At 50.6% G+C, this 13,509-nt stretch carries 11 protein-coding genes; 4 read left to right on the top strand and 7 right to left on the bottom strand.

The genetic code is table 11. The features are described from left to right. Nucleotides 1–116 precede the first annotated feature (116 nt). Both H6F67_RS12920 and H6F67_RS12915 read right to left on the bottom strand, forming a co-directional pair. Nucleotides 117–980: a polyphosphate kinase 2 family protein gene (locus H6F67_RS12920; protein ID WP_190766999.1), complete on the bottom strand. Its 864-nt coding sequence runs from the start codon at nt 978–980 to the stop codon at nt 117–119. A 283-nt stretch (nt 981–1,263) separates the two neighbouring features. Then, a complete protein-coding gene (locus H6F67_RS12915; RefSeq protein ID WP_396797945.1) occupies nt 1,264–3,708 on the bottom strand; it encodes a phosphoketolase in 2,445 nt (814 codons plus the stop codon). Nucleotides 3,709–4,134: 426 nt separating this feature from the next. Here H6F67_RS12915 and H6F67_RS12910 point away from each other — a divergent pair, with 426 nt between their 5' ends. Further along, nucleotides 4,135–4,737 (top strand): superoxide dismutase, encoded by a 603-nt coding sequence (locus H6F67_RS12910; protein WP_190766995.1) that lies wholly within the window; start codon nt 4,135–4,137, stop codon nt 4,735–4,737. Nucleotides 4,738–4,931: 194 nt separating this feature from the next. Here H6F67_RS12910 and H6F67_RS12905 read toward each other — a convergent pair whose 3' ends face one another. Together H6F67_RS12905 and H6F67_RS12900 are read right to left on the bottom strand one after the other, a co-directional pair. Then, a complete protein-coding gene (locus H6F67_RS12905; protein ID WP_190766981.1) occupies nt 4,932–5,420 on the bottom strand; it encodes a restriction endonuclease in 489 nt (162 codons plus the stop codon). Further along, entirely contained in the window at nt 5,417–5,656 is a 240-nt protein-coding gene (locus H6F67_RS12900; protein ID WP_190766979.1) for a helix-turn-helix domain-containing protein, read from the bottom strand. Before H6F67_RS12900 ends, H6F67_RS12905 begins: the two co-directional genes overlap by 4 nt. An 80-nt stretch (nt 5,657–5,736) precedes the next feature. Here H6F67_RS12900 and H6F67_RS12895 point away from each other — a divergent pair, with 80 nt between their 5' ends. Continuing rightward, the gene (locus H6F67_RS12895) at nt 5,737–6,768 is read left to right on the top strand and encodes a site-specific DNA-methyltransferase (protein WP_190766977.1); all 1,032 of its coding nucleotides are present in this window, start codon (nt 5,737–5,739) and stop codon (nt 6,766–6,768) included. Nucleotides 6,769–7,231: 463 nt separating this feature from the next. Further along, nucleotides 7,232–7,546: a hypothetical protein gene (locus H6F67_RS12890; RefSeq protein WP_190766975.1), complete on the top strand. Its 315-nt coding sequence runs from the start codon at nt 7,232–7,234 to the stop codon at nt 7,544–7,546. Nucleotides 7,547–7,683: 137 nt separating this feature from the next. Here the strand turns inward: H6F67_RS12890 and rpsD are convergent, their stop codons facing one another. Further along, nucleotides 7,684–8,292 (bottom strand): 30S ribosomal protein S4, encoded by a 609-nt coding sequence (rpsD, locus tag H6F67_RS12885; protein WP_190766973.1) that lies wholly within the window; start codon nt 8,290–8,292, stop codon nt 7,684–7,686. Between the two features lie 372 nt (nt 8,293–8,664). Here rpsD and H6F67_RS12880 point away from each other — a divergent pair, with 372 nt between their 5' ends. Beyond that, on the top strand, nt 8,665–8,886 hold the full coding sequence (locus tag H6F67_RS12880) for a DUF4327 family protein (protein ID WP_190767221.1): 222 nt from the start codon (nt 8,665–8,667) through the stop codon (nt 8,884–8,886). 62 nt (nt 8,887–8,948) lie between these two features. Here the strand turns inward: H6F67_RS12880 and H6F67_RS12875 are convergent, their stop codons facing one another. Both H6F67_RS12875 and H6F67_RS12870 read right to left on the bottom strand, forming a co-directional pair. Then, a complete protein-coding gene (locus tag H6F67_RS12875) occupies nt 8,949–11,159 on the bottom strand; it encodes an ATP-binding protein (RefSeq protein WP_190766971.1) in 2,211 nt (736 codons plus the stop codon). 94 nt (nt 11,160–11,253) lie between these two features. Then, a complete protein-coding gene (locus H6F67_RS12870) occupies nt 11,254–13,509 on the bottom strand; it encodes a DUF3488 and DUF4129 domain-containing transglutaminase family protein (protein ID WP_190766969.1) in 2,256 nt (751 codons plus the stop codon).

The following is a 13,509-nucleotide window of genomic DNA, read 5'->3' as shown; positions in this document are numbered from 1 at the left end:
TAGCAGCAATCCTCCAGAAACCACATTACGGCAGGGCAGACCGAAAGTCCCAGTACACTTTCAGCACTTACTAGAAAATTACACTCAGATTAAGAATAGATTCAGTCAGAAAATTATCACTCACTCTCAAGCATTTCCTTAGCTTTGATCAAATTCTCTTTCTGTCGATCGCTGAGCGTCGGATAAGTCAATTTCATTGATTTGAGCTTTGTGCAGATGACATTTGCCACCGCCAAATGCATAAACCATTTGTGATCAGCCGGAATCACATGCCAAGGAGCCGCCTCGGTACTCGTGTGCGACAGCATATCCTCATACGCCTTCATGTAGTCATCCCACAGCAAGCGCTCCTTCGCATCGCTGGCCGAAAATTTCCAGTTCTTTTCCGGCTCATTAATGCGAGCCATAAACCGCTTTTTCTGCTCGGCTTTGGAGACATTTAGAAAAAACTTGAGAATCACAATGCCGTTGCGCGTCAAATATTTTTCTGAATTGTTAATATCTTCAAAGCGATGTTTCCAAATGTTGTCATCCACCGTTGACTTCGGCAGTTGCTGACGCTCCAGCAATTCTGGATGAACGCGCACGACAAGAACTTCTTCGTAATACGATCGATTGAAAATGCCAATTCGTCCGCGCTCTGGCAAACAGCGATTCGTCCGCCACAAAAAATCATGATCCAAATCTTCCGCTGACGGTGCTTTGAAGCTATACACCTGACAGCCTTGCGGATTAACGCCCGACATCACATGCTTGATTGTGCCATCTTTTCCGGCTGCATCCATCGCCTGAAAAATCAACAGCAGCGCATAGGTGTCTTGAGCATACAAAACATCTTGATACTCTTGCAGCCTTGACAAATCCTCTTTCAGCTTTGCAGCCGCTTCCGCTTTATCTTTGTATTTATCCGTGTAGCCCGAATCAAAATCTTTGAGCGAAATCTTCGTTCCTGGTTTCACAATGAGGCGATCGTGATTCATATGAGTAGATGTAGTTTGCTTTACATCTAGCCTAAAAAGCTAAACTGAATCTGAGCAATACGATTTGTAAAAAGCGATCGCGTTAGAGAGTGTTTTCAATCCGCATGATCCTCCCCACCCCATCACAAGGAGGGAGCCGAACCACCGCTCAAAGTCCCCTTGCTAAGGGGAATCTCAGTAGAGACATCTAACCACTAGGAGGTTTTAACACACCCTAGCCCCTTCTCTCACGGGTCAACGAGTAAAGCAGCAAATGAGAACCCCTCTTCAGAAAAGAAAAAGATTACTCATGTGCATCATCCTTTGACACAGCCGGACTTTTCATCTGCCGTGCATACGGCCACTTCCAATCCAAAATTCCCGGCGCATCAACGCCATATTCATACGCATACTGCCGACACTCAATCTGCTGATTGCGAAAACGCTCCTTTGCATGAGCGCCAATCACCTGAAGCCGAGGAACCCGATCGATTACATCCATTGCTAACGAAAATCGATCGATCTGATTATTAATCGCCAACTCCAGCGGCGTATTGATATTTCCCTTCTCCTTGTATCCCCGCACATGCATATTTTCGTGATTGTGCCGACGATATGCAAGGCGATGAATCAGCCAGGGATAACCGTGAAAATTAAAAATCACAGGCTTATCCACCGTGAACAAACTATCAAAGTCGCGATCGGACAAACCATGCGGATGCTCAGTATCTGGCTGAAGCTTAAACAGATCAACAATGTTGATAAAGCGAATTTTGATATCCGGAAACTCCTCGCGCAGCAAAACCGTTGCCGCCAACGCTTCCAGCGTGGGAATATCGCCCGCACAGGCCATCACCACATCTGGTTCGCTGCCTCGATCGGTGCTTGCCCAATCCCAAATGCCCAGCCCTTTTGTGCAGTGAATTACTGCCTCATCCATATCCATGTACTGCAAATGCAGTTGCTTATCTGAAACGATTACATTCACATAGTTCGTGCTGCGTAAACAGTGATTCGCCACCGACAGCAGCGTATTCACATCCGGCGGCAAATAAATCCGCGTCACGCTCGGACTTTTATTTACAACGACATCCAAAAAGCCCGGATCTTGATGCGTGAAACCGTTGTGATCCTGTCGCCAAACCGTTGAAGTGATCAGCAAATTCAAAGACGCAATATCTTCCCGCCAAGAGATATTGTTGCAAATCGACAGCCATTTGCAGTGCTGATTCACCATTGAATCGATGATGTGAACAAACGATTCATACGTCGAGAAAAAGCCGTGTCGTCCCGTCAGAATGTAGCCCTCAAACCAGCCTTCCAACGTATGTTCGCTGAGCATTTCCATAACGCGGCCATCCGGCGCAAGTTCGCCACCGTCGCTATCTTCTGGAAAATATTCTGCGATCCAAAACTTCTTGCTTTCCTCGTAGATGGGCGAAAGCTTATTCGAGGAGTTTTCATCCGGACTAAAGACGCGGAAATTGTTCGGATTATGCTTCATCACGTCGCGCAAAAATACGCCGAGCGGACGAGTATTTTCCACTTCAACCTGTCCCGGTTCCGGCACGTCCACTTTGTAGTCGCGAAAGTCAGGAAGCCGCAGATCTTTTCGCAGTTCGCCACCGTTTGCATGAGGATTCGCGCTCATCCGGCGATCGCCCACTGGCGCAAGCTCCCGCAACTCCGCAATCAGTTTGCCGTTTTCATCAAACAGTTCCTCTGGCTTATAGCTCCGCATCCACTGCTCCAAAAGGCGGAAGTGGTCTTCATTTTTCAACACATCCGCCATCGGCACCTGATGCGCCCGCCACGAGCCTTCGATCTTGCGCCCGTCAATTTCAGCCGGAGCCGTCCAGCCCTTCGGAGTGCGAAGGACGATCATCGGCCAGCGGGGACGAAACGCTTGTCCGGTTGAACGAGCTTTCTGCTGAAACGATTGGATCTGGTCGATGCAGCGATCGAGTGTTGCCGCCATCGCCTGATGCATCGATTCGAGGTCAGAGCCTTCGACAAAATACGGCGTGTAGCCATAGCCGACGAACAAGCTTTCCAGTTCTTCGTGCGAAATGCGAGCGGGAATCGTCGGATTGTTGATCTTGTAGCCGTTCAGATGCAGAATCGGCAGCACCGCGCCATCGCGAATCGGATTGATGAACTTATTCGAGTGCCAAGAAGTCGCCAACGGTCCCGTTTCCGACTCGCCATCCCCGACCACAGCCGCCACGATTAAATCGGGATTGTCATAAGCTGCGCCGTATGCGTGAGATAGGGCATAGCCAAGTTCGCCGCCTTCGTGAATCGATCCGGGCGTTTCCGGTGTGCAGTGACTGCCAATTCCACCAGGAAAGGAAAATTCCTTGAAAAACTTCTGCATCCCCTCAATGTCTTCGCTTTTGTCCGGATAAAACTCCGAATAAGTTCCTTCCAGATACGAGGGACCCAGAAATCCCGGTGCGCCATGTCCAGGACCCGCGATGTAAATCATGTTCAGGTCGCGCTGCCGAATGACGCGATTCAGGTGTGTCCAGATGAAGCTCAAGCCCGGACTTGATCCCCAGTGACCGAGGAGCCGCCGCTTGATGTGATCCGGCTGGAGCGGTTCGCGCAGCAAAGGATTGTCGCGCAGATAGATCATGCCAACGGCAAGATAGTTGCAGGCATCCCAAAAGCGCTGAATTTTGTCAACCGCTTCGGCACTGAGCGGCCTTTCCTCGACGGTCGATCGCGCCTGACCAAATGCACTGATCGAGGCGGAATCCTGCAAGGGCTTCTCAGGCGTGGCTACCACTGTTTTTCCTCCGGATTGGGCGGCAAATGATCCTGCCAGAACAAATCGCGATCGCTGAAATCTTTGCGATTCCCAATGAGCCGATCGCAAATTGCTAACCATTCTAGTCAACTGCTTCGCGATCGAACGTCGCCCACACCACACAAGGCGAGGATTATGTCTTTTGATAGATCGACTTGAGAGGGAACTTGATGGATGTCCAAGGTTGCTGCCACAGTACACTCACTTCAGCCTTTCCTCATCCTTCCTCTTGCTATAAACTACCGTCAGCAGGCGATCGCAGCGGCATATCACAGCGATCGGGCTTCATCTCCCGCTCCGATATCCTCCTGCCTTGCCTCGCGGTTACTTCCTATCGCAGTATCCCTAAGAGAGACGGACACTATGCCTTATGAACTAGCGCCTTTGCCCTATGACTACGAGGCACTTGCGCCCCACATTTCTGCTGATACGCTCAAGTTCCATCACGACAAGCACCACGCCGCTTACGTCACCAACTACAACAAAATGGTTGAAGGCACGGAATATGCGGACATGCCGATCGAAGATGTGATTCGATCGATCGCAGGCGATGCTTCCAAATCTGGCATTTTCAACAACGCCGCCCAAGCTTGGAACCACACTTTTTACTGGAACTGCATGAAGCCGAGCGGCGGCGGCACACCAACAGGCGCACTGGCCGACAAAATCAATCAGGATTTCGGCAGCTTTGACAAGTTCAAAGAAGAATTCAAAACGGCGGGAACTACGCAGTTCGGCAGCGGCTGGGCGTGGCTGGTTCTCGACAACGGTACGCTGAAAGTCACCAAAACTCCCAACGCCGACAATCCGCTAACGCACGGTCAAGTGCCGCTGCTGACAATGGATGTTTGGGAACATGCCTACTATCTGGATTTCCAAAATCGTCGGCCTGACTACGAACAAACTTTCATCGACAACTTGATCAACTGGGACTATGTGGCTGAACAAATGAGCGCGGCTGCCTAGTTTAGATTACGAAGTTATCGGTCGAAACATCTCCTGGGGCGATCGCTTCAGGAGATGTTTTCGATTCTAGAAAAGGGGGCGATCGTGCAATGGACTTCTGAAATTAACGACCCCGTTCACCCGCCGCAGGCAACTTCTCGGACTCAACGAAGAGACTCTGCACGGTCGGTGTGCAACGGGATTGCTAGACGGTGTTATTTGTCGGCTGCATACAAAAGATCTCCATGTTCCATTACATACCTCAACGGAATTTTAGGATTGTTGATATCTTTTCCACCTCTGCTATGCCAAGTTGTTTCCCATTGGCTATAAAAAAATTCAAGATCAGTTGGCGTAAGCTTATATATCGCAATGAGATTTATGCTTCTGTAAACGGCAAAAATCCAGTTTACTTGCCTGTATTTATGAATAATTCTTGGATTGATATGGTGATGGGTCGAGAAGCTTTTGGTCAGCTCTATATTTACCGATTTTAATTCATACTCATTACCCTCTTCGTCTATTGCATCATTCCCCTCTCTACCAGGCAGGATAGTCAAGCCAGTTACAAGCAGCACTTGCAGAATCTTACCTCCGTTGTCCTGGAAGATGTCATTGATGCCATGTCTGCTTGCAAGCTCTTGATACCTCTGAATATAGGGAAACAGCTCATCAAGAACTGCTTTGTCTGGATGAGGTATCATTCTGGTTCGTCCCTTAAAAGTTCAACAATGTCAACCCCTAAAGCTCTAGCGAGACGTTCCATGTTATCGATTGACACATTCCGCTCGCATCGCTCAATAGAACCTACGTATGTACGATGCAAGTCTGCAAGATCAGCAAGGGCTTCTTGCGACAGACCTCTTACCTGACGTAGTTGTCGCAACCTCTTAGCAAAAACTTTTCTAGCATCAGACGACACAGACTTGGTGATTGACATAATCTCCATCATTGAGATAATGATGACAATAGGTCTACAGACTATAAGTAGCGTCTCAGAGTGGCTCCGCCTTACAACTAATGAACTTTCCTATAGATATTGAAATTCTTAAATGTGCGCCAGCGTATCTAACAGATATGGGTGCAGCGTTTTGTGGCGATTCGCTAGAGCTACTTAGTAGATTGCCAGATGAAAGCGTCAATCTAGTTGTGACAAGCCCTCCATTTGCTCTTCAACGAAAAAAGGAGTATGGAAACAAAGACCAAGATGAATATATTGAGTGGCTCACAAAATTTGCCATATTGGTTTATCAGAAGCTGAAATATGATGGAAGTTTTGTCCTTGATCTAGGTGGTGCTTATGAGAAGGGCAAACCTGTAAGGAGCCTTTATAATTTCAGAATTCCAATTCATTTTTGTGATGAAATTGGCTTCTTTTTGGCAGAAGATTTTTACTGGTTTAACCCTTCAAAATTGCCTAGCCCTATTGAGTGGGTTAATAAGAAAAAAATTAGAGCAAAAGATTCTGTAAATACAGTTTGGTGGTTCAGTAAGTCTGAGTTTCCCAAATCTGATGTAACTAAAGTTTTAACTGAGTACAGTTCTAGAATGAAAAAACTGTTGGAAGATCCAGAAAAATTTTATGATCCTAAAAAACGTCCATCTGGTCACGATATTAGTAAGGGCTTTGGAAAGGATAATGGAGGAGCGATTCCTTCAAACCTACTTCAAATACCCAATTCTGACTCTAATAGCCAATATCTTAGAGGATGCAAAGCTTTAGATTTGAAAGCTCATCCTGCCCGTTTTCCTAGTAAATTACCAGAGTTCTTCATTCGTTTTTTAACAGAACCTGGTGATCTTATCGTTGACATTTTTGCTGGTTCTAATACAACTGGCTTTGTAGCTGAACAAGAAAATCGTCATTGGCTAGCATTTGAACAAGAACTTCAATATCTTGCAACTTCATCTTTCAGGTTTATGGCAGAAGATACTGATGAAGATTGTATGAAATTCTTACATGAAGAAATCACTTCAGGTGAAACGGTTGAGATTGTGCCGAACTCAAAACAATTAAGGCTCTTTGAGAAAGCAAGCCGCTATCAAGCGTAGCGAAAAAACTTGCGGCACTCACCGTCTAACAAGTTATTAGGCGGATGCTTTCCGTATAAAATCCCGTAGCGGATGAATAGGCAGAATGATTCTGCATAACATCCTAAATCTGGCAATTAGACCGAAAGGTTCGCTTTTCTTAATTGCCTTTGCCCCAGTTCGATACCGTTCCGGGAAGCACGATCGCCCCACACGCTTGCAAAAATTTTCTAGCCGTTGTAGCCTCAGTTATCGCCATTTTTCCGATGCGCCGAAGCGTTCCAAGGGAGTGGTACCAACACACCCAAGGAACTAACCCTCAAAACTGACTTTCCCAGCCTGAAGGCTAGCTTCGATTGTATCTGCTAGTCGTCTTGCTGTTGCAGTGAGGCGGCTTTGTTGTGCATGGAGGCGGTGGTGCAGCGGGCGGGTGCGGTCTGCCCCTGCGTTCTTCTGTGCTCACTTTTCAGCAGATACAACGCTCATGAATTACAGAAATTACAAGGAATACGAAGACTACGACGCGATCGAACCGTTTAACCCCGATCCGCTCGTACCGCTTGAACCCGAACCGCCGCGCCCGATCGCGCTGCCGCCTGTCCATGACCCAGAAGTGTTGCGTATTCTTGCCGTCGGGTCGCGGCCTGTGGTGAATCGGTTTGTGCGGCTGCTGCATCGATCGAACATCGCCCACTCCAGCGAGTGGACGCAGTTGATTCCGACGCCAAATCCGGGTGAGTTTATGCGGATGTTGACCAAGCGGATTCCGCTTCAGGCCGACGATTTCGATTTGCCCTGATCGCTTCGCTCAGTCAATCGGTTTTTAAACAAAACAAGCTTCCTGAACTGACGGATTCCAGGAAGCTTGTTTTGCAAATCTTGGTTGAAGCGGAACCGAATCGATCGCAGCCGCGCAAAATCGAATCGGACGCAAATTTACGCTTGACGCGAGTAGTATTCTACGACGAGCAGTTCGTTCACCTGAAGGGCAACCCATTCGCGTTCAATCACGCTGTTGACCTTGCCTTCCATTTTGTTTTTGTCAAACTCTAAATGGCTCGGCAGGTGAGCCAAACCGGGAAACTGAAGGTTTTGCTCTAGCAGCTTGCGCGATCGATCGCTGTTGCGAATGCTGATCACGTCTCCGGGTCTGCACTGATAGCTGGCAATATCCACCACGCGCCCATTCACCTGCACGTGACCGTGATTCACCAGTTGACGCGCACCGGGAATGGTGGGAGCCATGCCCATGCGAAACACGGTGTTGTCCAAGCGCATTTCCAGCATTTGCAGCAGCACTTGACCTGTGGAACCTGCGGCACGACGCGCCTTGCGGACATAGCGAAGGAGCTGCCGCTCTGACAACCCATAGTTGAAGCGCAGCTTTTGCTTTTCTTCTAGACGAACGGCATATTCCGATCGCTTCTTGCGAGCTTGCCCGTGCTGTCCGGGCGGATAGGCACGTCGGGGACTTTTGCGCGACAGCCCTGGTAACTCTCCTAAGCGGCGCACCACCCGCAGGCGTGGCCCTCGATATCGAGACATCTTGCTTCCTCTTGCGAAAAACCGACCCAAAACTATAATTATAGGAGCAATTTTGCCGATTGCAAGCAGCGCTTCGCTAGTGGTGCGGATTTCCTCACTGGAGCCGATCGTTTGCGTGTTGCTACGCTAAACTAAATCGGAGCTTCATGAAAATCGATCGCGGTTCAGTAAGATTTACTCATTTGTTAAAACGCAAATGATAGAAAACCTGAATCATCCAATTTTGTCTACAGCAAGAACACGGAAAAACCTGTGCTAGTATGAATACTCGGAAGAGGTGACGGCACTGGTAAAGCTCCATAGACAGTGCAGCGCAAACTTTTCTCACTGAATTTCTCAGGATTTCAAAAATTCGTTATGGCTAGAGGTGTTATGAACCAGCAGGTTGTTCACCCAATGGTGAAGCTCCAGCGTCAGGTGCGATCGCTTGTTGACTCCAAGATGATCAAGCCCACAGACAGCATTTGGAAAATTGCTTTGCTCTACGGAGACGACTGGGCGTACTGGAAAAGCGAACTGCTCGAATTTGAATTCTCCATGCAAGATCCGGTCAGTGATTTGCTGGCCGTTGAATCTTGGGAAGAAGACAGCTAGAAGCTAGCTGCGACCCGGATCTCTTCAGTCCCGCCCGTTGCGGCGGGCAACGTTCAGATCCGCTACTGAGACAGAGGCAAATCTGGCAGATGCAGCGTGAAGCAGCTTCCCTGGTCGATCGCTGACTCTAACGTGATTTCACCGCCGTGAATCTGCGCGAGTCGCTGCGAGAGCGCAAGGCCAAGGCCGCTGCCCTGCTGCGTTGCGTTGCCAATTTGCTCAAACGGTTGAAATAAACGAGCCTGGTCTGCTTTTGAAATGCCGCTTCCAGTGTCGATGACGGCGAATTGCGTTTCGCGATTCGATCGCGAAACGTTCAACCTGATCGATCCAGTCTCGGTAAATTTGATGGCGTTTGAGAGCAGATTCATGAGAATTTGACGCAGACGGCGGCGATCGCCGATGCAGGTTGTCACCTCTGGCGCAACATTCAAAACCAACTCAAGTCCGCGATTGCGGGCGCGTTCTTGCAGCAGCACAATGCAGGATTCGCACAGTTCAGAAACCAAAATTTCTTCTAAATTTAACTCTTCGCGGCCTGCTTCAATGCGCGACAGATCCAGCACATCGTTAATCAGCTCCAGCAGATGTTCGCCGGAAGACAAAATCGTTTCAATATACTGCTGCTGCTTGGGATTGAGCGGGCCAAATAGCTGCTGCACCAAAACGGTTGAAAAGCCCAAAATACTCGTCAGTGGCGTTCTCAGTTCGTGACTCATATTTGCCAAAAATTCGCTCTTGGCTTGATTGGCAGCTTCCGCAAGCTGCTGCTGTTCAGATAAAGCCTGAGTGCGCTCTTGAATAAGGCGTTCCAAATATTCGTAGCTGCGGGCGCTGTGCAGCGCGATCGCCGCCTGTTCTGCAATTTGCTCGACAAATTCAATTTCCTCGCAGGCAAAAATGCGCGGTTCGCTCGTCGTATGCAAAGAAAGGTGGCCGAAAAATTCGTTGCGGACAAACAGCGGCACGCGCAACAGCGATCGAATCTGCGATCGCCGCACCAGTTCAACATCCGCATCAGGCAGCGATTGCGCTTGCAGGTCAACAATTTGTAGGCTGCTGTGCTGCCAAGTTTCTGCATCCGGATTGGCGATCCGAAACCAGGCGGCCAGCGGCAACTGAACGCCCAACATCTCTGGAACGCGCAAGTTCGATCGCCATTCTTGAATCACCTGTATTTGTTCTGCACAAATATTCCAAATGACGACGCGATCGACCCGCAAGCCTTCTCCGGTCAGGCGAACAATTTCAGCCAGTACCGAACTGGGATGAAGCTGTGAATTGAGCGATCGTCCAATGCGGCTGAGCAGTTCGGCGCGATCTGCCTGCTGTTGCATTCGCTGGAACGCCTGAAAGCGGCGGGTAATTGTCGATCCCAGCAGCAGTGCCGTTTGTGACAGCGCCAGCATATAGAACTGCACCTGTGCAAGAGCAAATCCAATCTCAGGTGGTCTGGTCTGAAACGCTTCAATGTAGCCCGCTCCCAAATTGAGCAGCAGCGTGGTGATGGTGGCTCCGGGCAGGCCATAGCGCACAGTCAACCAGATCATCGGCAAAAATCCGATGTAGGAGAAATTCGGATAGCCCTGAATGCGAACTCCAAACGCAAGCCAGAGGCAAATCAGCAAAGTGGTACTTTCCATCAGCAGCCGCAAGAGGACAAACCCCGCTACGCGCAACTGTCGCCACTTGTGCCGCTGCCACGCACGCATCGCAGGCGCAATCCAAACCAGTGAAAACGGCGCAACTGAGGCGATGCCAATGCTATCTCCCACCCAAACATGGAGAATGTGCAGTCCCCAGCTTGACCAGTCGATCGCACCCGCAACCGCCAGCGTTGTCACGCCCAAAATCGCAAACAAAAGCGGTGCAAGCAGCGTTGCCACAAACACAAACCGAAGCGTATCGCGAAATCGGCGCAGGTTTGGTTCAACTCCAAGATGCATCAGCAATACGCTGGCACCGCCATAAACGATCGTTGTCAGCAGCGCAAACACCAAGCCAACCAGCGGCGAGAGTCGGTGTGGCGGAATCACCACAATGTCTAGCAGCACAGGCAGGCCGATGGCAAGCACGTAGACTTTGCCAAAGACCAGCGGCAGCACAAAAGTCAGCGCCGAAGCTGCATAAAACAGCGAGACTTCTGGAGCCGTTTCAAAAATGTCGGTCACGCGATCGAGCAGCAGCCAAGCAATTGTGTAGCCCGTCACAATTAACGCCGATCGCGTCGCCTGCCTCACCTGTTCCGTTTGCGATCGCGGCAGTGTCATCATCAGGAAATTCTTGGGCTGCACTCAATCAGCGGCCATGCATCCCTAGCTAGCCTAGCAGTCGATGATATCGCGCTCGCAGTTCAATTAAAATTGGTTAGACGGAACGCCGCCGTAGCTGCTGCAACGCTTGCAGTAACGCATCTGGATTGGGCGGCTGTTTGCCGTAGCGCCAATCTACATAGGCTTGCGTAATCACCGCGATCGCGTCCGCTTTTTGGGGCGGATGGTGCGGCTGAATCGATTGGGCATATTCGATCGGCGTTTGGGCGTTGTGTTTCGGCCAGCCCTGCGCGGTGAGGCGGCGCACCATCTGCACATAGATTGATTCGGCCATTGGTAGGCGAGCTAGCCAGCGGCGATCGCGCCATTGTCGCCAACCGCTCCAGCCCAGCCAACCGAGAAATGCAACGACAATTAGCCCGACTAAATTCAGCAACAGGCCGACCCAGCCTTGACCAAAACGAGCGGCAATCCATCCCAAAACAGAACCGATCGAACGAGCGATCGCGCCAAACAAGCCGTTTAGCCAGCCTGCGATCGGCGAGGGCAGCCAGCCCGCCACCCAGTTCCACACCTGCCGCAACACGCCAAAGGTTTCAACTTCTTCAACCGAAGGCGGCAGCACTTCCTGCCCAGGAATCGGGTTGAACGCAAACCAGCCGTATTTGGGAAAGTACACTTCCGTCATCGCGAAAGCGTCGGTATTTCGCACCACGTAGTAGCCCGTAAACGGATTGAATTCTCCGGGTGCAAATCCGGCAACAAGGCGACTGGCAATCCCGATCGATCGCAACATCACCGTCAACACCGTCGAAAAGTGGTCGGGATAGCCGCCCTCATAGCGAAACAAAAACGCTTCGACCATATCTTCATCTGCCCCAAAGAACGGCAGTTCTGGCAAAAGCTGATAGTTCTGCTTGAGATATTGCGCTAGATACAGCACGCGCTCGTAATCGTTGGTGAGCGGACTGGGCGATCGCGCTAAAATCTCCTCGGTGCGCTGCCGGACGCGATTGCGAATTTCAGCCGGAACGTTCAGATAAGCATCGCGAATGTACGGTGCATAGTTGCGCGTTGCCTGGCGAAGCTGAGTGCGATCGCGATAGGGCACTTGCGAGACGACCGTGTAGGTGACGCCTTCGGCCAGAACGACCGGAGATCGCAGACCGCCTTCGGAATCGATCGCCACCTGTTCAGTTGGAAAGTAAAGTTCTTCAGCCGCAAACAAAACGGGGATCAAGTTCGGCATGTCGGCCACGATCGTATAGGTCTGAATCACTTCTTGCGTGCGGCTCAGCGTCACCTCGACAGGCAGCGAAAAGCGAAACGACCACGACGATCGATCGAGCGTTTTCAAATCGCTATCGTCATTGCGCGACACTTCCCAGCCTTGTCCTGTATAGCGATCGAACGCCAATACGCGCCAAAATCCCGGAGACTGCGATCGCACCCGCATCACAACAGCAGGCGTCAAATTGCCGCGCAAATTTTGATTGATCTGCGTGTTGAAGCCGTAATAGTTGCGATCGTCTACTTCACCAGGGCCAGTGGTTGCCGTGCCGCTCGTCCCTCCGGTTGTTTGTCCCTGCTGCCCTTCACCCGGCGTAATCACCGTGCGACCATTAAAGCGGCCTTGAAAAGGAATGGTGGCGCTAATTGGAAACGTGCGGACTTGATATCCGGGTAGGCGCGGCAGGCTTGCAAAGATGACTAAACCGAGCGCGATCGTCATCAGCAGAACGGCGGCTAAGCGGCGCAGCGAAAGATTCACTCGCACCTGCTGCCAGCTCCCGCTCGCTAAACCGAGGCGCGATCGATAATCCAAAATCAAGACAGGCAGCGCGATCGCCAGAAACAGCAGCAGCAGCGGCGCAAACACCAAGGTTTGACTTAAGGTCGCAGCCACGCCCAGCAAGATTAAGCCGATGATCATCGAGTAGCCCAAGTCTTTGCGGCGCGGCAAATCAAAGCTGTGAAAGACCTGAAGCTGAATCAACAGTTCGGCCAAGGCGATGCGCGTGTCGTTGCGCTCGGCCACAATTCGCATCAAAAAAATTGCCAAGGCAAGCAGCATCGCGATCGCAATGCAGAACTTGACGGCGATGTTGCGCTGTCGGCGGCGCGACCAACTCCAAGCCGCACCGACAAAGCTCAGCGGCACTGCCCAAAAGCTCACGCCGATCGCCTGCACCGCATCCGCCGCTGCAACATCAGTGGCAATAATGCCAACCGTCACAAGAGCTTGAACCAGGATGCGAAAGGCGATCGAATCTTCGGGCGCTTCAGTGGGCGGTCGATCGAGCCGTTGCTGAATTCGCGCCAAAAGCGGCAGACGCAGTTGATTTGACAT

It is taken from the genome of Microcoleus sp. FACHB-1515, from assembly GCF_014696105.1.
Taxonomy (GTDB): Bacteria; Cyanobacteriota; Cyanobacteriia; order Elainellales; family Elainellaceae; genus JAAUTJ01.
This window is presented reverse-complemented; position numbering and strand designations above follow the sequence as displayed.

What these genes read in the sequence shown, in the direction of transcription:
- H6F67_RS12920 (WP_190766999.1), bottom strand. Translation starts at nt 980, where the DNA reads ATGAATCACGATCGCCTCATTGTGAAACCAGGAACGAAGATTTCGCTC.
- H6F67_RS12910 (WP_190766995.1), top strand. Translation starts at nt 4,135, where the DNA reads ATGCCTTATGAACTAGCGCCTTTGCCCTATGACTACGAGGCACTTGCG.
- H6F67_RS12905 (WP_190766981.1), bottom strand. Translation starts at nt 5,420, where the DNA reads ATGATACCTCATCCAGACAAAGCAGTTCTTGATGAGCTGTTTCCCTAT.
- H6F67_RS12900 (WP_190766979.1), bottom strand. Translation starts at nt 5,656, where the DNA reads ATGTCAATCACCAAGTCTGTGTCGTCTGATGCTAGAAAAGTTTTTGCT.
- H6F67_RS12895 (WP_190766977.1), top strand. Translation starts at nt 5,737, where the DNA reads ATGAACTTTCCTATAGATATTGAAATTCTTAAATGTGCGCCAGCGTAT.
- H6F67_RS12890 (WP_190766975.1), top strand. Translation starts at nt 7,232, where the DNA reads ATGAATTACAGAAATTACAAGGAATACGAAGACTACGACGCGATCGAA.
- rpsD (WP_190766973.1), bottom strand. Translation starts at nt 8,292, where the DNA reads ATGTCTCGATATCGAGGGCCACGCCTGCGGGTGGTGCGCCGCTTAGGA.
- H6F67_RS12880 (WP_190767221.1), top strand. Translation starts at nt 8,665, where the DNA reads ATGAACCAGCAGGTTGTTCACCCAATGGTGAAGCTCCAGCGTCAGGTG.
- H6F67_RS12875 (WP_190766971.1), bottom strand. Translation starts at nt 11,159, where the DNA reads ATGATGACACTGCCGCGATCGCAAACGGAACAGGTGAGGCAGGCGACG.
- H6F67_RS12870 (WP_190766969.1), bottom strand. Translation starts at nt 13,509, where the DNA reads ATGTCAAATCAACTGCGTCTGCCGCTTTTGGCGCGAATTCAGCAACGG.